At 64.1% G+C, this 18635-nt stretch carries 17 protein-coding genes; 10 read left to right on the plus strand and 7 right to left on the minus strand.

The window, feature by feature from the left end; translation table 11 throughout:
* Nucleotides 1-39 precede the first annotated feature (39 nt).
* The 9 genes from QA643_RS22895 to QA643_RS22935 all read left to right on the plus strand — a co-directional run bounded on the left by QA643_RS22895 (nt 40) and on the right by QA643_RS22935 (nt 10450).
* Nucleotides 40-936, plus strand: coding sequence for a prohibitin family protein (locus QA643_RS22895; RefSeq protein WP_283028154.1), 897 nt, complete (start codon nt 40-42; stop codon nt 934-936).
* A gap of 64 nt (nt 937-1000) precedes the next feature.
* Nucleotides 1001-1417, plus strand: a complete 417-nt coding sequence (locus QA643_RS22900) for a hypothetical protein (protein ID WP_283028155.1) — start codon at nt 1001-1003, stop codon at nt 1415-1417.
* A gap of 192 nt (nt 1418-1609) precedes the next feature.
* Nucleotides 1610-3010 (plus strand): adenylate/guanylate cyclase domain-containing protein, encoded by a 1401-nt coding sequence (locus tag QA643_RS22905; protein ID WP_283034894.1) that lies wholly within the window; start codon nt 1610-1612, stop codon nt 3008-3010.
* A gap of 93 nt (nt 3011-3103) precedes the next feature.
* A complete protein-coding gene (gene radA, locus QA643_RS22910) occupies nt 3104-4561 on the plus strand; it encodes a DNA repair protein RadA (RefSeq protein WP_283028156.1) in 1458 nt (485 codons plus the stop codon).
* A 168-nt stretch (nt 4562-4729) separates the two neighbouring features.
* On the plus strand, nt 4730-5359 hold the full coding sequence (locus tag QA643_RS22915; RefSeq protein ID WP_283028157.1) for a CvpA family protein: 630 nt from the start codon (nt 4730-4732) through the stop codon (nt 5357-5359).
* A 31-nt stretch (nt 5360-5390) separates the two neighbouring features.
* The gene (purF, locus tag QA643_RS22920) at nt 5391-6896 is read left to right on the plus strand and encodes an amidophosphoribosyltransferase (RefSeq protein WP_283034895.1); all 1506 of its coding nucleotides are present in this window, start codon (nt 5391-5393) and stop codon (nt 6894-6896) included.
* Nucleotides 6897-7052: 156 nt separating this feature from the next.
* Entirely contained in the window at nt 7053-7793 is a 741-nt protein-coding gene (locus QA643_RS22925) for an SDR family oxidoreductase (protein ID WP_283028158.1), read from the plus strand.
* A 271-nt stretch (nt 7794-8064) separates the two neighbouring features.
* Complete coding sequence (locus tag QA643_RS22930; RefSeq protein ID WP_283034896.1) at nt 8065-9129, plus strand: hypothetical protein; 1065 nt, start codon at nt 8065-8067, stop codon at nt 9127-9129.
* Nucleotides 9130-9223: 94 nt separating this feature from the next.
* Complete coding sequence (locus QA643_RS22935) at nt 9224-10450, plus strand: ABC transporter substrate-binding protein (RefSeq protein ID WP_283028159.1); 1227 nt, start codon at nt 9224-9226, stop codon at nt 10448-10450.
* Nucleotides 10451-10533: 83 nt separating this feature from the next.
* Here QA643_RS22935 and QA643_RS22940 read toward each other — a convergent pair whose 3' ends face one another.
* The 4 genes from QA643_RS22940 to QA643_RS22955 are packed head-to-tail and all read right to left on the minus strand — an operon-like array spanning nt 10534 to nt 14397.
* Nucleotides 10534-11775, minus strand: coding sequence for a TCR/Tet family MFS transporter (locus QA643_RS22940; RefSeq protein WP_283028160.1), 1242 nt, complete (start codon nt 11773-11775; stop codon nt 10534-10536).
* Nucleotides 11772-13151: a ribosome biogenesis GTPase Der gene (der, locus tag QA643_RS22945; RefSeq protein ID WP_283028161.1), complete on the minus strand. Its 1380-nt coding sequence runs from the start codon at nt 13149-13151 to the stop codon at nt 11772-11774. Before der ends, QA643_RS22940 begins: the two co-directional genes overlap by 4 nt.
* 55 nt (nt 13152-13206) lie before the next feature.
* The gene (locus QA643_RS22950; protein WP_283028162.1) at nt 13207-13713 is read right to left on the minus strand and encodes a hypothetical protein; all 507 of its coding nucleotides are present in this window, start codon (nt 13711-13713) and stop codon (nt 13207-13209) included.
* A gap of 30 nt (nt 13714-13743) precedes the next feature.
* Complete coding sequence (locus QA643_RS22955) at nt 13744-14397, minus strand: tetratricopeptide repeat protein (RefSeq protein WP_283028163.1); 654 nt, start codon at nt 14395-14397, stop codon at nt 13744-13746.
* A gap of 243 nt (nt 14398-14640) precedes the next feature.
* On the opposite strand from QA643_RS22955, the gene QA643_RS22960 reads away from it, so the two are divergent.
* Nucleotides 14641-15495: a hypothetical protein gene (locus tag QA643_RS22960; RefSeq protein ID WP_283028164.1), complete on the plus strand. Its 855-nt coding sequence runs from the start codon at nt 14641-14643 to the stop codon at nt 15493-15495.
* Here the strand turns inward: QA643_RS22960 and QA643_RS22965 are convergent.
* Genes QA643_RS22965 through QA643_RS22975 form a run of 3 tightly spaced genes read right to left on the minus strand, consistent with a single transcriptional unit; the run spans nt 15492 to nt 18515 of the window.
* Entirely contained in the window at nt 15492-17096 is a 1605-nt protein-coding gene (locus QA643_RS22965) for a class I adenylate-forming enzyme family protein (protein WP_283028165.1), read from the minus strand. The two genes, QA643_RS22960 and QA643_RS22965, sit on opposite strands and share 4 nt — an antisense overlap.
* A 10-nt stretch (nt 17097-17106) precedes the next feature.
* A complete protein-coding gene (gene panB / locus QA643_RS22970) occupies nt 17107-17928 on the minus strand; it encodes a 3-methyl-2-oxobutanoate hydroxymethyltransferase (protein WP_283028166.1) in 822 nt (273 codons plus the stop codon).
* 2 nt (nt 17929-17930) lie between these two features.
* Nucleotides 17931-18515 (minus strand): NnrU family protein, encoded by a 585-nt coding sequence (locus tag QA643_RS22975; protein ID WP_283028167.1) that lies wholly within the window; start codon nt 18513-18515, stop codon nt 17931-17933.
* Nucleotides 18516-18635: the final 120 nt, after the last annotated feature.

The following is an 18635-nucleotide window of genomic DNA, read 5'->3' on the forward strand; positions in this document are numbered from 1 at the left end:
GGGCCTGGATTCGCATCACCCACGTCCGGAGAGACTGAAATGCCCAAGGGAAGCATCCGCGGAATCATCGGCGCGATCATCGCCGTCGTTATCGTCGCCATCATCGCCGCAGGAAGCTGGTACACCGTCGATCAGACCGAGCGCGGGGTGAGGCTGCGCTATGGCGCGGTCATCGGCACCGCGCAGCCGGGTCTCGGCTTCAAGCTGCCGCTGATGGACAGCGTCGAGAAGGTCAGCGTCAAGACGCTCACCTACACCTGGGACAAGATGAACTCCTACTCGTTCGACCAGCAGCCGGCCGACCTCAAGATCAGCGTCACCTTGCGCGCGTCGCCGGAGAAGGTGGCCGATCTCTATGCCAAATTCGGCGGGCTCGACACCGCGGTCAAGCAGGTGGTCAGCCCGGCGGTGAATCAGCAGGTCAAGATCGTGTTCGGCCGCTACACGGCCGTGAAGGCGATCCAGGAGCGCGGTGCGCTCAATTCCGCGATCAAGGACGCCATCACCGCGTCGCTCAAGGACGATCCGATGATCATGATCGAGAGCGTCCAGCTCGAAAACATTGAATTCTCTGCCAACTATCTGCACTCGATCGAGCAGCGCATGCTGGCCGAGGTCGAGGTGCAAAAGCTGCAGCAGAACGCCGAGCGCGAAAAAGTGCAGGCGCAGATCACCGTGACGCAGGCAACCGCCAAGGCCAACGCGGTCCGCGCCGAGGCTCAGGCCGCCGCCGACGCGCTGCGACTGAACGGCGAAGCCCGCGCCACCAATATCAGGATCACCGGCGAGGCCGAGGCCGCTGCCATCGAAGCCCGCGCCAAGGCGCTCGGCACCAACCCGAACCTCGTCACGCTGGTGCAGGCCGAACGCTGGAACGGCGTGCTGCCGACCACGATGGTGCCGGGCTCGGCGGTGCCGTTCGTGTCCGTGAAATAGCACCAGGCTGCGATCATCACGGCGCCCGGCCTCGGGCGCGGTCATGACACGGCGATATCAGTGAATGATCATGCCGAAAGTCCTCGCCCTCGCAAGCGTGCTCGCCGTTCTTGCCATGCAAACGTCCTCGCACGCCGCGCCGACGTTTGATGGGCTATGGGCAACCAGCAGGAAAGATTGCCGCGACAAGGACGGGCCTGACAGCAAGACCTTCATCGACCTCGAAAACGTCATCAAGAGCAAGCCGGCGCCGCTCGTCGATCAGTACGAAAATCATTGCCGGGTCAACCACAAGACGCCGGCCGGCGACGGGCTGGTGCTGTCGATGACCTGTTTCGAATTCTGGGACGACTACAACAAGGGCGCAAACGGGCGGAAAGTGACGATCAGGCTTTCGCCCGGGCCGAACAACACGATCAAGATCGACGGCAAGCCCTATCTGCTTTGCAAGCGCAAAAGTGATCTTTTCAAGAAGCGTTAGCTCTCGTGGCTCGGTATCGGCCTTTCCGAACCGGATAACCAACTTAACGTTGCTCGAGAGCCTGACTAACGGCCGCAGTATTGATATGGCGGCTCCGGTCGGTGGCCGCCTCTTCTCAGACGTGCCATCTTAAGCGACGACGCCGTGCAGGTTGCACGGTCCGATTCTCGACTGGGAGTACGTGTCTTGAGCATGGCGGCAGAAGTGGCTGATGTCCCCTCTCTTCGTGCCCGGCGACCTGGACGGACCGACGCCCAGCAAGACACGCTGAAATTCGCGGAAGCTGCCCTTGCCGAGAGCAAGCGCCAGGGTCTTCTGCTCGCCGTCAGGGCCCGCTGGGTCGCGCTGGCGGTGATTGCGGTGAGCTTGCCGATCATCAACCCGAACTGGGACGTGATCTACTACGTCGTGATGCTGGGCTTCTTTGCGCTGATCGGCTGGGCCCAGCTCAAGGTGGGCAAGGTCGGCCGTTCGCCGGTCGAGGTCTTCCTGATCATCTGCGATCTGGCATTAATTACCCTCCTCACCGTCGTGCCAAATCCGTTCAGTGCCGAGAGCTGGCCGATCGGCATGCAATTCCGGTTCGACACCTTCATCTATTTCTTTGTCTTTTTGGCAACCGCTACGCTTGCCTATTCGTGGCGAACAGTGGTCGCGATGGGCTTCTGGACCTCGGCCGTATGGGCGATCGGGGTGGGCTGGGCGTACCTGCAGCCCGAAACTCACGCCGAGTTGTCGGAACGCGTGCGAGCCGCCATCGGCTCCGACCTCAGAATGTTCCACATCATCAACCCTTCATCGATCGGCATTCCGGAGCGCTTCCAGGAAATCATCGTGTTTCTGATCGTCGCCATGACACTGGCGCTGGCGGTGCGCCGTTCGAATGCGCTTCTGATCAGCCATGCCGGGCTCGAACGCGAGCGCGCCAACCTGGCGCGCTATTTCTCACCCAATGTCGTCAATGAATTATCCGGCAATGACGAGCCGCTGACGCGGGTTCGCACCCAGGACGTCGCGGTGTTGTTTGCCGATATCGTGGGATTCACCGCTTACAGCGACGGACGAGACCCGAAACAGGTGATCGAGACGCTGCGGCAATTCCATGAACGAATGGAACGCGAAGTATTCCAGCACGGCGGAACGCTCGACAAGTATCTCGGCGATGGGTTGATGGCGACGTTCGGCACGCCGTTCGCCGGCGATTCTGATGCGCTGAACGCCCTGCGCTGCGCGCGCGGCATGATCGCCTCGATCGCCGAATTGAACAGGGAACGGATCGCTCGCAACCAGCCACCGATCCAGGTCAGCGTTGGCCTACACTACGGGCAAGTCGTGCTCGGCGACATCGGCCTCAACCGGCTCGAATTCGCTGTCATCGGCACCACCGTGAATGCCGCGAGCCGACTCGAGGCGCTGACCCGCGAATTCGGCTGCGCCATCGTCGTCAGCGACGCGCTGGTGCAACAGGCCCGAAGCGAAACGAGCCAGTCGAGCGCCGACTTCGCGTCGCTAGTCGAGCAGCCGGCGCAGAGCATTCGTGGGCTTGAGCAGCCAGTTGGCATCTGGACGTGTGCGGGGGTTGCTTCCCCCTGACGCTTGCTTGACGACATCGGCTCATCGCACCACACGGAGTCTTTCCGTGCTAGATAGTGCCGCCCGTTCCAACCGAGTCTGCTGTCCCCCATCATGGCCAAATCCACCCTTTCCTTCGTCTGCCAGAACTGCGGCGCGGCGTATAACCGCTGGCAGGGCAAGTGCGAGTCCTGCGGCGAGTGGAACACGCTGGCCGAGGAGGACACGGCCGGCAGCGTGCCGGTGTCGATCCGTTCGAAACGCCGGGGTCGGACGTTTGCTCTGGAATCGCTGACCGGCAAGAGTAACGACGCCCCGCGCCTTTCTTCAGGGATGACGGAGCTCGATCGCGTCACCGGTGGCGGCTTTGTCCGCGGCTCGGTGCTGTTGGTCGGCGGCGATCCCGGCATCGGCAAGTCGACGCTGCTGACGCAGGCCACCAGCCTGTTGGCGCGCGCCGGACATCGCGCGGTCTATATTTCAGGCGAAGAAGCGGTGGCGCAGGTGCGGCTGCGCGCCGAGCGGCTGGGCCTTGCGGATGCGCCGGTGCAACTCGCCTCCGAAACCTCCGTCGAGGACATTATCTCCACACTGTCGGAGGGCGCGGTGCCGCGCCTGATAGTGATCGATTCGATCCAGACCATGTGGACCGATACGGTGGAATCGGCGCCGGGAACGGTGACGCAGGTCCGCGCCTCCGCACAGGCGCTCATTCGGTTCGCCAAGAAATCAGGTGCCGCGATCATTCTGGTCGGCCACGTTACCAAGGACGGCCAGATTGCCGGCCCCCGCGTGGTCGAGCACATGGTCGACGCGGTGCTGTCGTTCGAGGGCGAAGGCTCGCAGCATTTCCGCATCTTGCGCGCGATGAAGAATCGTTTTGGGCCAACCGACGAGATCGGCGTGTTCGAGATGACCGGCCTTGGCCTGCGCGAGGTCACCAACCCTTCCGAACTGTTCCTTTCTGAACGTGACCTCGGCAGCCCCGGAACCGCGGTGTTTGCCGGCATCGAGGGCACCCGCCCGGTTTTGGTGGAATTGCAGGCCCTGGTGGCGCCGACGACGCTGGGCACCCCGCGCCGGGCCGTGGTGGGCTGGGATCCGAGCCGACTTTCGATGGTGTTGGCGGTGCTGGAGGCCCATTGCGGGGTCAAATTGTCCGGATACGACGTCTACCTGAACGTCGCGGGCGGCCTGCGGATCCAGGAGCCCGCGGCTGACTTGGCGGCGGCTGCCGCCCTGGTTTCATCCTTGGTGAACGCACCGTTACCGACGGATGCGGTTTATTTCGGCGAAATTTCGCTCTCGGGCGCAGTCCGGCCGGTGGCGCAGACCTCGGCGCGGCTGAAAGAGGCCGCCAAACTCGGTTTTGGCCGTGCCGTCCTGCCCGAATCGGCCCGAGGCGAGGTCGGCGGCGATAGCGGCCTGGCACTGAACGCCGTCGGCGGGCTGACCACTCTTGTTGCCGAAATAGCGGCCCGCGGCACCCCGAGAGGCAATCGCGATAACAATCGCGAGGGTGCGGGGGAGAAAAATGCCACACCAGCGCGATTCCGTCGTGAAAACAACTAAAGCGGCGTGACGCGCCCGGCCCTCGCCGCTATACAACGCGCGCGGAATGGCAGGCGGGATGGCGGATATCCGGCCTTGCGGGATGCACCATCTGCCCCTCCACTTGGGGTGAGCCGGCCCCCGCCGATTCGCTGCTTTAAGGGATTTACGAGCGGACCTGACCAGCCGATGCCGATTACGATACTCGATCTCGTCCTGCTCGGAGTGATGCTGATCTCGGGGCTGCTCGCCATGGTGCGCGGCTTCATGCGCGAAATCCTGTCGATCGCGGCTTGGGGTGCGGCGGCACTGGTGACGCTCTACGCCTTCTCGAAGCTGATGCCGCAAGCCAAGGCCTATTTCGGCAGCGATACGATCGCGGCCGTGGTGGTCGTCGCCGGCACCTTCATCGGTACCCTGATCGTGGTCTCCGTCATCACGGTGCGAATCTCGGACATGATCCTGGATTCCCGGATCGGCGCGCTGGATCGCACCCTCGGTTTCCTGTTCGGCCTCGGCCGCGGCCTCCTGATCGTGGTGGTCGCCTTCCTGTTCTTCAGCTGGCTGGTCCCGGACAAGCAGCGGCCGGACTGGATCACCGGGGCGAAGTCCCGGGTGGTGCTGCAGGGAACCGGGGATTGGTTAATGTCGCTCTTGCCTGACGACCCCGAGAACACCATCTTAAAGAGATTCAAGAAGAATAAACCGGAAGACGACCAAACTGACGCCGAGCAGGCAGCCCCTGCGTCCGGCGATGGCTACAGTAAACCTGCCCGCGACGGCCTTAAAAAGCTGATCGAGAAACCCGCGGGCCGCTAATTCTGGCCAAGATAGAGAGGCGATGGACGCGATGCAAAACCCTTCCGATCCCGCCGGCCAACTCGATCTAGATTCCGGTATCGAGTTGCAGGACGATCTCGAAGGCGACACGCTACGCGAGGAATGCGGCGTGTTCGGCATTTTCGGCCACCCCGAGGCCGCCGCGATCACAGCCCTCGGACTACACGCCCTCCAGCATCGCGGCCAGGAGGCCGCCGGCATCGTCTCCTTCGACGGCAGCCGCTTCCACTCCGAACGCCGCCTGGGCCTCGTCGGCGATACCTTCTCCCGCCGCGAGGTGATCGAGCGCCTGCCCGGCGGCATGGCGGTCGGCCATGTTCGCTACTCCACGACCGGCGGGACCATCCTGCGCAACGTGCAGCCGCTGTTTGCCGAGCTCAGCGCCGGCGGTTTTGCGGTCGGCCACAACGGTAACCTCACCAACGGGCTGACGCTGCGCCGCGAGCTGGTCAAGGGCGGCGCGATGATGCAGTCGACCACCGACACCGAAGTGATCCTGCACCTGGTCGCGCAGTCCAAGCGCAGCCGTTTCATCGACCGCTTCATCGAGGCGCTGCGCGCGATCGAAGGCGCCTATGCGCTCACCGCACTCACCAACAAGAAGCTGATCGGCGCGCGCGATCCGCTCGGCATCCGCCCCTTGGTGCTCGGCGATCTCGACGGCCGGCCGATCCTGACGTCGGAGACCTGCGCGCTCGACATGATCGGCGCCCGCTATGTCCGCGACATCGAGCCGGGCGAGATCATCGTGTTCGACGAGGCCGGCGCCCACAGCCACAAGCCGTTCCCGCCAAAGCCGCCGCGCCCCTGCATCTTCGAATACATCTATTTCGCGCGGCCGGATTCCATCGTCGGCGGCCGTTCGGTCTATGACGTCCGCAAGGCCTTCGGTGCACAGCTCGCCCGCGAGAGCCATCCCGATGTCGACGTCGTGGTGCCGGTGCCGGATTCCGGCGTGCCCGCCGCGGTCGGCTACAGCCAGTTCTCCGGCGTGCCGTTCGAGCTCGGCATTATCCGTAATCACTATGTCGGCCGCACCTTCATCCAGCCGACGCAGAGCGTGCGCGAGCTTGGCGTGCGCATGAAGCATTCGGCCAACCGTGCTGCGATCGAAGGCAAGCGCATCATCCTGATCGACGACTCGCTGGTGCGCGGCACCACGTCGAAGAAGATCGTGCGCATGATGCGAGATGCCGGCGCCCGCGAAGTGCATTTCCGCCTCGCTTCGCCGCCGATCCTGTATCCCGACTATTACGGCATCGACCTGCCGGACCGCGGTGGCCTTTTGGCGGCGACGCATTCGCTGGAAGAGATGCGCGAGACCATCGGCGCGGATTCGCTGGCGTTCCTGTCGATCGACGGCATGTACCGCGCGATGGGCGAACCCGGCCGCGATCCCGCCAATCCGAAATTCAGCGATCACTGCTTCACCGGCGCCTATCCGACCCATCTTACTGACCAGACCCAGGTCGAGCCGCAGCCCCGGCAATTGTCGCTGCTGGCGGAAGCGAGCTGAGACACCACCGGCGTCGTCCCTGCGAAAGCAGGGACCCATAACCGCCGGCTTACGTTGCTTAGGCGGCATTAGACACGAAGACCTCCTCTCGCCATAACCGCCACGGCGTATGGGTCCCCGCTTTCGCGGGGACGACGATTTGCTAGAGTCCTTTCCATGACCAAACCCCTCGCCTCCCGCATCGCGCTCGTCACCGGCGCCTCCCGCGGCATTGGCTTTGCCACGGCCCGCGCGCTCGCCCGCGCTGGCGCGCACATCGTAGCCGTCGCGCGCACGCAAGGGGGCCTTGAGGAACTAGACGACGAGATCCGCAAGGACGGCGGCACCGCCACGCTGGTGCCGCTCAATCTCACCGATTTCGACGGCATCGCGCGGCTCGGCGCCGCGCTGCATGAGCGTCATGGCAAGCTCGACATTCTCGTCGGCAATGCCGGCGTCGCCGGCCCCTCCTCGCCGCTCGGCCATATCGAATTGAAACCGTGGAACGACGTCATCGCGGTCAACGTCACCGCAAACTTCCAGCTCATCCGCTGCATGGACCCGCTGCTCAGGGTATCCGACGCCGGCCGCGCCGTGTTCGTCACCTCAGGCGCCGCCAGCAAGGCGAACGCCTACCAGGGTCCCTATGCGGCATCAAAAGCCGCGCTCGACACGCTGGTGCGTTCCTGGGCCAACGAGACCGTCAGCACCAAACTTCGCGTCAACCTGTTCAGCCCCGGCCCGATCCGCACCCGCATGCGCGCAGCCGTATTTCCCGGCGAAGACCCGATGACACTGGATACACCGGAGCAGGCCGCGGAGTTCATCGTGCCGATGTGCGCGCCGGAGTGGACCGAGACCGGGAAGCTTTACGATTACAAAGCGCGCAAGCTGATGAGTTTTCGCGCGCCGGAGTGAGCCGCGTTATTGCATGCTCTCTGCCGTCATTGCGAGGAGCGAAGCGACGAAGCAATCCATGCATCCGCGTGCGCTGAAGGATGGATTGCTTCGCTTCGCTCGCAATGACGCGGCGACACCGATTGACTTGGCCAACTCCCCACGATTGACTGCCCCCTCCCAAGCGGGACAACCCGCCAACAAAAATCATCGGGAGGCACTCATGACGCCGACGCGTAATCGCGCTCGCCAACGTCTATCCAGAGCGATTTCTGTCTGCTTCACCGCCGCCATGCTGATGGCAACGGCGCCCGCCCTCGCCGGCGACATCCCAACCTTCGCCGTCGATGCCTCCTGGCCAAAGCCGCTGCCGAACAACTGGATCCTCGGCCAGGTCGGCGGCATCACCACGGATGCGCAGGGGCATATCTGGGTCATTCATCGTCCGCGTTCGCTGACCGATGATGAGAAAGGCGCGACGCTCAATCCACCGCGCTCCAAATGCTGCGTGCCGGCGCCGCCGGTGCTCGAGTTCGATGCCGACGGCAACCTGCTGCGCTCCTGGGGCGGCCCGGGCGAAGGCTATCAATGGGTCGGCCGCGAGCACGGCATCGAGGTGGACGACAAAGGCTTTGTGTGGGTCGGCGGCAATGCCGACAACGACAACGCGATCCTGAAATTCACCGCCGACGGCAAGTTCGTGATGCAGATCGGCACGATCGCGCCGAGCAAGGGTTCTGGCGACACGACGCAGCTCGGCAAGCCCGCGGAGACTGCTGTCGACAAGGACGCCAACGAAATCTTCGTTGCCGATGGTTACGGCAATCGCCGCGTTATCGTGTTCGATGCGACGACCGGCGCCTACAAGCGGCATTGGGGCGCCTACGGCAAGCCGCCGAGTGACGACAAGCAGCCACCCTACGATCCCAACGGGCCGGTGCCGCAGCAATTCGCCAACCCCGTGCATTGCGTGAAGCTCGCCAATGACGGGTTGCTCTATGTCTGCGATCGCATGAACAACCGCATCCAGGTGTTCAGGAAAGATGGAACCTTCGTTAAGGAATGGTTTTACGAAAAGAACACGCGCGGCAATGGCGCGGTGTGGGATGTCGCGATCTGGCCCGATCCGAAACAGACCTATTTGCTGAGCGCCGATGGCGAGAATAACGAAATCCGGGTGCTCAAACGGGACGATGGTACCGTAGTCGGCAGCTTTGGTCGCAGCGGCCGCCAGGCCGGGCAGTTTCACTGGGTTCACGCCATGGCCGTGGACGCCAAGGGGAACGTCTATACCGCCGAGGTCGACACCGGTAAGCGGATCCAGAAGTTCAAGCTGACGTCGGACGCGCTACGATAGGTGGATTGCACCCGCTTTCGGGAACGACTATCGCAAAGTTAGCTGGCAGGTTCCGAAAAGAGAGCCGGCGAACAAACATTCTGGAGGGAATATTATGACGATTAGAAACGCGCGGCGCTTTGCCGCCTCCGTGGCGCTTGCTGCGCTCTGCCTCGGAACGCCAGCACTGGCTCAAGACAAGACGGTCAAGATCGGTGTGCTCAACGACATGTCGAGCCTCTACGCCGACATCGGCGGCCCGAACTCGGTCGCCGCCGTCAAGATGGCCGTCGAGGATTCCGGCCTCAAGGCGAAAGGCTGGACTATCGAGGTGGTGAGCGGCGACCACCAGAACAAGCCCGACATTGGCGTGAACATCGCGCGGCAATGGATCGACGCCGACAAGGTCGACGCCATCGCCGATACACCGAACTCCGGCGTTGCGCTCGCCGTGAACAATCTGGTGAAAGAAAAGAATTCGGTGCTGCTCAACTCGGGCGCCGCCACCGCCGATCTCACCGGCAAGGCCTGCACGCCGAACACGATCTCCTTCACCTACGACACCTACATGCTCGCCAACGGCACCGGCAAGGCGCTGACCAAGGCCGGCGGCGACACCTGGTTCTTCCTCACCGCCGATTATGCCTTCGGCCATGCGTTGGAACGCGACACCGGCAACGTCGTCACCCAGACCGGCGGTAAGGTTTTGGGTGCGGTCAGGCATCCGCTCAACACCTCGGACTTCTCGTCCTTCCTGCTGCAGGCGCAGTCCTCGAAGGCCAAGGTCATTGGCCTTGCCAATGCCGGCGGCGACACCACCAACTCGATCAAGCAGGCGGCCGAATTCGGCATCGTGGCAGGCGGCCAGAAGCTCGCCGCGCTGCTGCTCTTCATCAACGACGTGCACGCGCTCGGCCTGAAGACGGCGCAGGGCCTGACCTTCACCGAATCCTTCTATTGGGATCTCAACGACAAGACCCGCGAATGGTCGAAGCGCTTCCAGAAGAATTCGCCGAAGGGCTCGATGCCCTCGATGACGGTCGCAGGCCTCTATGCGGAGATCCTGCACTATCTGAAAGCGATGGAAGCGCTCGGCAGCAATCCGCATGACGGCGCCAAGGTCGTCGCCAAGATGAAGGAGCTGCCGACCGACGATCCGCTGTTCGGCAAGGGCCCGCTGCGCGCCGACGGCCGCCGCCTGATTCCGGCCTATCTGTTCGAGGTCAAGAAGCCGGAAGAGTCGAAGGGACCGTGGGACTATTACAAGCTCGTCGCCACCATCGCGCCGGAGGACGCCGCCAAGCCGCTCGAAGCCAGCGACTGCCCGCTGGTGAAGAAATAAGAAGCGTAGGGTGGGTTAGCGAAAGCGTAACCCACCTCCTTTCACGCAAGCGAGCGGTGGGTTACGCCTTCGGCTAACCCACCCTACTTTTTCAGCGTCCGCCACGCGATCAGGAGCGCCAGCCCGAGCAGCGCCGCGGCCAGCAGGAACGGCGCGCCCGGCAATTTCACCGGCGCCTGGTCGCTGATGAAATAGGCAAAGGTCAGCGTAAACAGGAACGGCCCGGCCATCTGCGCGATTGAGTTGACGCTGTTGGTCGCGCCCTGCAACTGACCCTGCTGATCCGGCGCGACGAGCTGCGTCGTCAGTGCCTGGACCGCCGCGCCCGCCACGCCCCACAGCGCCATCACGGGAATGCCGATCCAGAACAGCGGCCCGGTCGGCGCCACGCCGTAGATGAAGAATCCCAATCCGCCGCTGGCGAGCCCGAGCAGCAGCGCGCGGCGCTCGCCGAGCCATTTGACGATCGGCCCGACGCCCGCGCCCTGCACCACCATGGCGCAGACGCCAACCAGGGCCAGCGTGAGCCCGACCGTCTTCGTATCCCAGCCATAGCGGTAGGTGGCGTAAAGCACAAAGGTGGACGGCAGCACCACATGCGCGACCTGCCCGAAGAAATTCGCCAGCGACAGCCCGGCGAGGACGCGGTTCGAACGTAAGAGATGCAGCGCGCCAAGCGGACTGGCGCTCTTCCAGCGAAACGGCGCGCGGCGTTCCCCCGGCAGCGACTCCGGCAGGATCAGCCAGCCATACATCGCATTGGCAAAGCTGAGGCCCGCCGCAATCCAGAACGGCAGGCGCGGGTCCATGCCGCCGAGCAGGCCGCCAACCGCCGGGCCGAGAATGAAGCCAGCACCGAACGCCGCGCCGATCTTGCCGAACACGGCGGCGCGCCGCTCCGGCGGCGTCACGTCGGCGATGTAAGCAAACGCGGTCGAGATGCTCGCCGAGGTGATGCCGGAGATCACCCGGCCGATGAACAGCCACACCAGCGACGGCGCCAGCGCCATCAGCACATAATCCAGCGCCAGCCCGAAATTCGAGAGCAGCACCACCGGCCGCCGGCCGAAACGGTCCGAGAGCGCGCCGAGGATCGGCGAGAACAAGAACTGCATCAGCGCCCAGGCGGTGCCGAACAGGCCAAAAATCCGCGCCGCGGTGGCGGTATCGTTGTCGACAAAGCTCTCCACCAGCTTGGGCAGGATCGGCAGGATCAGGCCGAGCGCAAGCATGTCGAGCAGGATGGTGACGAAGATGAAGGCCGCCGCGCCGCTGCGCACCGGCGGCTTGTCGTCGGCGATGGCAGCGGACGCCTGCTCGCTCATGACGGCCGCTTGCGCTTGTGGGCGAACGGATTGGCCTTTTCGCGCAGCGTGATGCGGATCGGCGTTCCCGGCAGCTCAAATGCCTCGCGCAGGCTGTTGGTGAGATAGCGCAAATAGGATTGCGGCACGGCATCGGCGCGCGAGCAGAACAGCACGAAGCTTGGCGGACGCCCCTTGGTCTGCGTGATGTAGTTCAGCTTCAGCCGGCGCCCCGACACCGCGGGCGGCGGATTGGCGTCGACCGCCTGCTCGAACCAGCGATTGAGTGCGGCCGTCGGCACGCGCTTGTTCCAGACGGCGTAGGCGTCCTGGATCGCCTTCATCAGACGGTCGATGCCCTCGCCCATCAAGCCCGACACGGCGACGATAGGCGCGCCTTTGACCTGCGGCAGCCAGTGATCGGCATCGCTGCGCAGCTGAGAAATCAGATGCGGCTTGCGCTCCATCAGGTCCCATTTGTTGACCGCGAGCACGATGGCGCGCCCCTCGCGCTCGATCAGGTCGGCGATGCGCAGGTCCTGCTCCTCGAAGCGGTGCTGCGCGTCCATCATCATCACCACGACCTCGGCAAAGCGCACCGCGCGCAGCGCGTCCGCCACCGACAATTTCTCCAGCTTTTCCTCGATCCGCGAGCGGCGCCTGAGGCCCGCGGTATCGAACACGCGGAAATCGCGGCCCTGCCAGCTGATCTCCACCGCGATGGAATCGCGCGTGGTGCCGGCTTCGGCGCTGGTGAGCAGTCGCTCTTCGCCGAGCAGATGGTTGATTAGCGTGGACTTCCCGGCATTGGGACGGCCGACGATCGCAACGCGGATCGGTCGCCGCGCGAGATCCTCGTCCGACACAGCAGCGTCATCGAGATCTTCGGCCTCGTCCGACGGCTCCGGCATCAGCGCGGCGAGCGCGTCGTAGAGTTCGCCCATGCCCTCGCCGTGCTCGGCGGAAATCTGCACGGGATCGCCGAGCCCGAGCGCATAGGATTCCATCGCGCCGATTTCGCCGTGCTTGCCCTCGCTCTTGTTGGCGACCAGCACCACCGGCTTGTTGGCGCGGCGCGCGAAATCGGCAAAGGCGCGATCGTTCGGCGTCAGCCCGGCGCGAGCGTCGATCACGAACATCAGGGCATCGGCGAGGCCGATCGCGGTCTCCGTCTGCTCCTGCATCCGCGCGGTCAGTGAGCCCTTGGCGCCTTCGTCGAGGCCCGCGGTATCGATCACGGTGAATTCGAGATCGCCGAGACGCGCCTGCCCCTCGCGGCGATCGCGGGTCACACCAGGCTCGTCGTCGACCAGCGCAAGCTTCTGCCCGACCAGCCGGTTGAACAGCGTCGACTTGCCGACGTTGGGCCGGCCGATAATGGCAATCGTAAAGGACATAAATGATCCAAACGCCCTTTTCTGAAGGGCGTGTCAATCGAACGAATAGCAGAAATCAGCGCTGGAAACTGCCGCTCGGCATCGGGGCCGGGAAAGACGATTGCTGCGAGGATTGAGCCGGCTGATCGGGCGGCGGCGCGGTGGTGCGCTTGCGCGCGATCTTCGCCGGCTTGGGCGCCGGCGGGGCCGCAGCGGTGCTGCCCTCTTCCTCGGGCGCAGCGGCGGGGTCCACGGCCGCGGCCGGTGCGGCGGCCTGCTTGCCCCTGGATTTCGCACCCTTCTTGGACTTCGGCTCTTCCGGCGGCGGCGCCATGGCGGCGGCCTGCGCGTTCGGATCGTCCTGTTGATGGGCCCCTCGATAGAGATCCTTCGGCACGCCCTGCTCGAGGCCGGGCACGCCTTCGGGGAAGACCGGCTTGCGGTCGCCGGGCAGCTTCTTCTTGGTATCGAGGAAGTCGAGCAGGTCGGTCGGATCGAAATTGCCCGAGCTGCCACAGCCCGCCAGCGCGCCCGAGAGTGCGATGAGGACAGCGGTTGCGATCAAACGTTGCGGGCGGCGCATATCGGGTTTCCCAAGTCGTTCTTGCCGGTTTTAGCTCTTGGCGACCGGCGGCAGCAGGGCCTGCAGCGCTTCGGCACGCGAGCGCAGGCTCGGCGGCGTTTCGCCGTCATTGGCAATCATGTCCAGCCATTGCCGCGTCGCCGCGGCATCGTTGGCGCGCCACGCCGACAGCGCCAGCAATTCGCGCGCGGTATGGCGGAAGGTCGCCCCCGGCGCAGCCGCCGCCTCGAGGCGTTCCTTCATGTTCGGATAGCTGGTGCTTTCCAGCAGCAGTTGGGCCGCACGAATGCGCGCCAGATCCTGGTCGGCGGCGCCGACGCTGCGATCGGCAGCGATCTCGTCGTACATCTTGGCCGCTGCCGGCGCATCGCGATTGGCGATCTCCGCCGCGAGGCGCAATCGCGACAGCACGCGGTAACCGAACGGCGCCTTGGCGACGAGGTCGGCGAAAGCAGCTTCAGCCTCGGCATGCTTGTTCGCCTCCGAAAGCTCGACCGCCTTGTCGAAGGCCGCGCCCGCCTCGGCCGCCTTCTTGGCTTCCAGATACTGGTAGCCGCGCCAGCCACCCACGGCGGCGACGATCAAAATCATCGCGGCAATGATGTAGATCGAATATTTGTCCCACAGCTTCTTGAGCTGTTCGCGACGTACTTCCTCGTCAACTTCATCAAATAATTCAGACACTTAAGGATATCCCATCCCCGAGGAACCGCAACATCGGCGGCAGGTTCGCGCACCCGATCCCCGCATGGCCGGGGCGTAGCCTATCGATATGGCGGTGGCAAGGCAAAGCTAGCGGGATCAAAGCGTTAACAACGCCCGGATCCGCCTGCAAAACCGGCCGGCAATGTTGACACTGAGGTTCAAAGTTTGGCGTAATCCGCCCGCCTTCCTTTGTCGACTCGTACCCCATTTTTCAGGTGTTTCATGCCTCGCCATGCGCTGGTTTCGATCCTCGCCATGGGCCTGGCATTGCTGCCCGCAGCCTCGCTGGCCGACGACATCAAGCCGAAAGCACCTGATACGGCATTCTCGGGCAAGTTGCGCCCCGACATTCTGGGTATCTCGACCGAATCGAATGCCGAAGCCGCGCGCGCCGTCTTCGATTCGCAGTTCAAGGGCCGCACCGACGCCAAGACCGATATCCAGCAGCAGAAGCTCGGCAATGGCGGAACCAGCTACGTGGCAGCGCTGAATTTCAGCCTTCCGGCTGCACCAAAGCAGAACGGCGAGATGCTCTCGACCAGCTTCTCCTCGCCGGCGAGCGCCAACCGTGCCTATTTCGTCGCCCGCAACCTGACCTTCGCGCAGGACCAGCAGCCTTCGAAGGCGGACATGATCAAGGAAGTGATGGGCAAATACGGCGTGCCTACCATCGTCGGCGATCAGCACCTGTACTACATCTACCGCAAGGGCTCGATCATGTCGGTCGGCGGCAAGTACAAGGAAGCGACCGCCCTGGAGGCCATCGACAAGCCGCTTGATCCGCGCGCCGCCGTCAAGCTCAACGGCGACACCGTCCGCGGCAGTTGCGTCGCGGTCGTCAAGCGCGCGCAGGCCAAGGTCAAAGATCCAAGCGCCATGCTCATCGAGGCAAAGGGCGCGAATTGCGACGGTGTGCTGAGCGTGCAGCTCGTGCCGGGCGCGCAGAATGATCGTGTCGGCATCGCCCAGTTCACCCTGCTCGATGTCAAACAACTCATCAGCGCGGCGACCATTGACAGTGCCGCCGCGGGGCAAGGCAACGGATCAATGCCGACGGGAAGCGCACCAAAACTTTAGTCGGCCTTCAGGTGGGTCATGGTCTCGCGGAGCTGCCGTTTCATCACCTTGCCATTGGCGTTGCGCGGTAGCGGCTCGGTGCGCAGATCCATGGTTTCCGGCACCTTGTAGTCGGACAGCCGTTCGGCACACCAAGTGCGCAGCGCCTCGCTGGCAACGGGATTGCGCGTTACGACGACGGCGTGCACGCGCTCGCCCAGCACCGGACACGGTTTGGCGATGATCGCGCTCTCGACAACATCTGGGTGGCCGGCCAGCACCGATTCGACCTCCGCCGAATAGATCTTCAGGCCGCCGCGGTTGATCATGTCCTTCTGCCGGTCGAACACGCGGACGAAATTCTCAGCATCGATCGAGCCGAGATCGCCGGAATGCCAGAAGCCGGCCGTAAAACTCTCCGCCGTCGCCTTCGGATTATTCCAATAGCCTTTGATGACGGAGCCGCTGTGGATCCAGATTTCGCCGATCTCGCCGCGCGGCAGCTCGCGGCCCTCGGCATCCATCACGACGATCTGTGCGCCGGGACAGGGCAAGCCGACGCTGTCGATATGGCTTGCGGTCAGTTCGCCCGGCATCATGGTCGAGGGCGATGTCGTCTCGGTCGCGCCGTAGCAATTCATCAGCTTGAGGCCGGGAATTTTGGCATCGAGCTTCTCAATGGTGGCAATCGGCATCGGCGCGCCGCCGAAGCCACCGATCCGCCAGCTCGACAGATCGTAGCTGTCGAAGTCCGGCTGCAGCAGGCAGAGGTTGTACATCGCCGGCACCATCACGGTGTAGGTGACACGCTCGCGCGCGGCCAGCTTGAGATATTCCGCCGCCTTGAACTCGGGCATGATGATCAGCGTGCCGGCACAGCGCACCATGGTCATGACGTTGGCAACGACGCCCGTGACGTGGCCGAGCGGCACCGCTGCAATCGAACGGTCCGCCTCGGTGAGCTTCATGCCCGCCACGAACACCATCGCAGAATGGATGATCGTGCAATGGGCGAGCATCGCGCCCTTGGGCCGCCCGGTGGTGCCCGAGGTGTAGAGGATCATCGCGGTGTCCTCTTCGCCGACCTCGACCGGTGCGGCCAACGGCGCGTTGTCGGCCAGCTCTGAAAAGCGCGAGAGACGCGGATCGTCGTCGACGGCGATCCGGTGCGTGACCTCGGGAATATCGCCCGCATCAGGCACGCGGCCTGCCAGCGCGGCTTCGTGGACCAAAAGCTTTGCGCCGCAATCGGTCAACACATAGGCGATCTCCGGCTTTTGCTGGCGGGTCGAAAGCAGGACCGTCACCAGCCCGGCATGCGCCGCGCCGAGCATCGTCAGCACGAATTCGACGCGGTTACCGAGCAGCACCGCGACACGGTCGCCGCGCTGCAGGCCGAGTTTCTGGAAACCTGCCGCGATTTGCGCCGATCGCTGCGCGACTTCTCGCCAAGTCATGCGCGTGGCGCCACACACCAGCGCTTCGCCATCGCCGTTTCGCGCCACGGCGTCGGCCACCATTGCCGCAATACCCCGGGGCCGCTCGCAAAACACTGGGACGATCCGGTCGCCGAAGCGCGGCTCGAGCCGCATTGGCGGAATGGCGTGCTGGGACCAGTCCATAGCCCCCTCGTCAGCTCTTTTTCATCTCGTAGACGTGTTCGGGTCTTGGAAACGCGCGAGAGCGGACGTCATCGGCATAGCCTTTGATTGCCGCCTCGATCGCGGGGCCGAGATCGCCATAGCGGCGCACGAACTTCGGCGTCCGCGGCGACAGGCCGAGCATGTCTTCCAGCACCAGCACCTGTCCATCGCAGGCCACGCTGGCGCCGATGCCGATGGTCGGAATGGCGATGCTCTCGGTGATCTTCCGCGCCAGCGGCTCGGCGACCGCCTCGATCACAACCGAAAACGCCCCGGCGTCCGCAATCGCCTGGGCATCCCTCAGGATCGGCTCCCAACTGCCCTTGTCGCGTCCCTGCGCGCGGAACGAGCCGAGCGTGTTGATCGATTGCGGCGTCAATCCGATGTGGCCCATGACCGGCACGCCGCGCTCGGACAGAAACGCGATCGTTTCCGCCATTCGCTCGCCGCCTTCGAGCTTCACCGCGCCGCACTGCGTCTCCTTCAATATCCGCACGGCGGAATGAAACGCCTGCTCCTTGGAGGCTTCATAGGAGCCGAACGGCATGTCGACCACGACGAGCGCGTGCTTCGAGCCCCGCATCACCGCGCGCCCCTGCAGGATCATCATGTCCAGCGTCACCGGCACGGTGGTCTCGAAGCCATGCATGACATTGCCGAGGGAATCGCCGACCAGAATGACGTCGCAATGGCGGTCCACCAGCGCAGCGGTATGCGCGTGGTACGACGTCAGCATCACGATCGGCTCGCCATTCTTGCGCGCGCGGATGTCAGGCGCAGTCTTGCGCCTGACGGCAGATTGAACCGACATGCTTAAGCTCCAACCACGGGGACGCCGATCACGACCGGATGGAACGCGAAGGCGAGCGCCAGATAGGCAACGAGACCGACCGCGACTGCGATCAAATCGTTGCCGGGACCACCGACGGGTATCGGCGGTCCGCCGGCGTCGGTACGGGATTTAAGCGAGATGCGGTCATAGACCGCCCAGGCGAGGAACGAGCCGAACAGGATGATCGAGCCGAGATCGCCATTGGCGAGAAGGTGCGCCGCCGCCCACAGCTTGATGCCGGTCAGCATCGGATGTTTCAGCGTCGTGTAGATCCGGCCGCGGATATAGGACGCAACCACGAGAATGACCGCGGGCAGCATCAAGGCCACCGTGATGTGCTTGAACGCCACCGGCGGGTTCCAGACGTCGATCCAGCCCGTCGCGCGATACTTGGCAAAGCCCCAGATGATCAGCGCGAGGCCTGTGAATGAGGCCAGCGTATAGCCGATCTTGTAGCCGCCCTCGCCCGTCGCAGCGATAATCTGCGCACGCAGCTTGCGCTGGATCGTGATCGTGTGGACGCCAAAGAACACGATCAGGCCCAGGATCAACACCAGCAGTCCCATGATGTCCTCCCCTCGCGCGGCTGGTTTTCCGGATTATCCGCGTATCATTTTAGGGGCTTGGGACGCAATGCGCGAAAAGCTTCGGCGCGCCTGCACGGGAAAGCCTCGGCGAAGCCTTGG

It is taken from the genome of Bradyrhizobium sp. CB3481 (assembly GCF_029714305.1).
GTDB lineage: Bacteria > Pseudomonadota > Alphaproteobacteria > Rhizobiales > Xanthobacteraceae > Bradyrhizobium.

Bases quoted from the DNA above. Each gene is read 5' to 3' on its own strand.
- der (WP_283028161.1), bottom strand. From the start codon at position 13,151: ATGTCCTTTACGATTGCCATTATCGGCCGGCCCAACGTCGGCAAGTCG.
- QA643_RS22930 (WP_283034896.1), top strand. From the start codon at position 8,065: ATGCTGATGGCAACGGCGCCCGCCCTCGCCGGCGACATCCCAACCTTC.
- QA643_RS22975 (WP_283028167.1), bottom strand. From the start codon at position 18,515: ATGGGACTGCTGGTGTTGATCCTGGGCCTGATCGTGTTCTTTGGCGTC.
- QA643_RS22895 (WP_283028154.1), top strand. From the start codon at position 40: ATGCCCAAGGGAAGCATCCGCGGAATCATCGGCGCGATCATCGCCGTC.
- QA643_RS22935 (WP_283028159.1), top strand. From the start codon at position 9,224: ATGACGATTAGAAACGCGCGGCGCTTTGCCGCCTCCGTGGCGCTTGCT.
- QA643_RS22925 (WP_283028158.1), top strand. From the start codon at position 7,053: ATGACCAAACCCCTCGCCTCCCGCATCGCGCTCGTCACCGGCGCCTCC.
- QA643_RS22915 (WP_283028157.1), top strand. From the start codon at position 4,730: ATGCCGATTACGATACTCGATCTCGTCCTGCTCGGAGTGATGCTGATC.
- panB (WP_283028166.1), bottom strand. From the start codon at position 17,928: ATGTCGGTTCAATCTGCCGTCAGGCGCAAGACTGCGCCTGACATCCGC.
- QA643_RS22905 (WP_283034894.1), top strand. From the start codon at position 1,610: ATGGCGGCAGAAGTGGCTGATGTCCCCTCTCTTCGTGCCCGGCGACCT.
- radA (WP_283028156.1), top strand. From the start codon at position 3,104: ATGGCCAAATCCACCCTTTCCTTCGTCTGCCAGAACTGCGGCGCGGCG.
- purF (WP_283034895.1), top strand. From the start codon at position 5,391: ATGCAAAACCCTTCCGATCCCGCCGGCCAACTCGATCTAGATTCCGGT.
- QA643_RS22960 (WP_283028164.1), top strand. From the start codon at position 14,641: ATGCCTCGCCATGCGCTGGTTTCGATCCTCGCCATGGGCCTGGCATTG.
- QA643_RS22950 (WP_283028162.1), bottom strand. From the start codon at position 13,713: ATGCGCCGCCCGCAACGTTTGATCGCAACCGCTGTCCTCATCGCACTC.
- QA643_RS22965 (WP_283028165.1), bottom strand. From the start codon at position 17,096: ATGGACTGGTCCCAGCACGCCATTCCGCCAATGCGGCTCGAGCCGCGC.
- QA643_RS22900 (WP_283028155.1), top strand. From the start codon at position 1,001: ATGATCATGCCGAAAGTCCTCGCCCTCGCAAGCGTGCTCGCCGTTCTT.
- QA643_RS22940 (WP_283028160.1), bottom strand. From the start codon at position 11,775: ATGAGCGAGCAGGCGTCCGCTGCCATCGCCGACGACAAGCCGCCGGTG.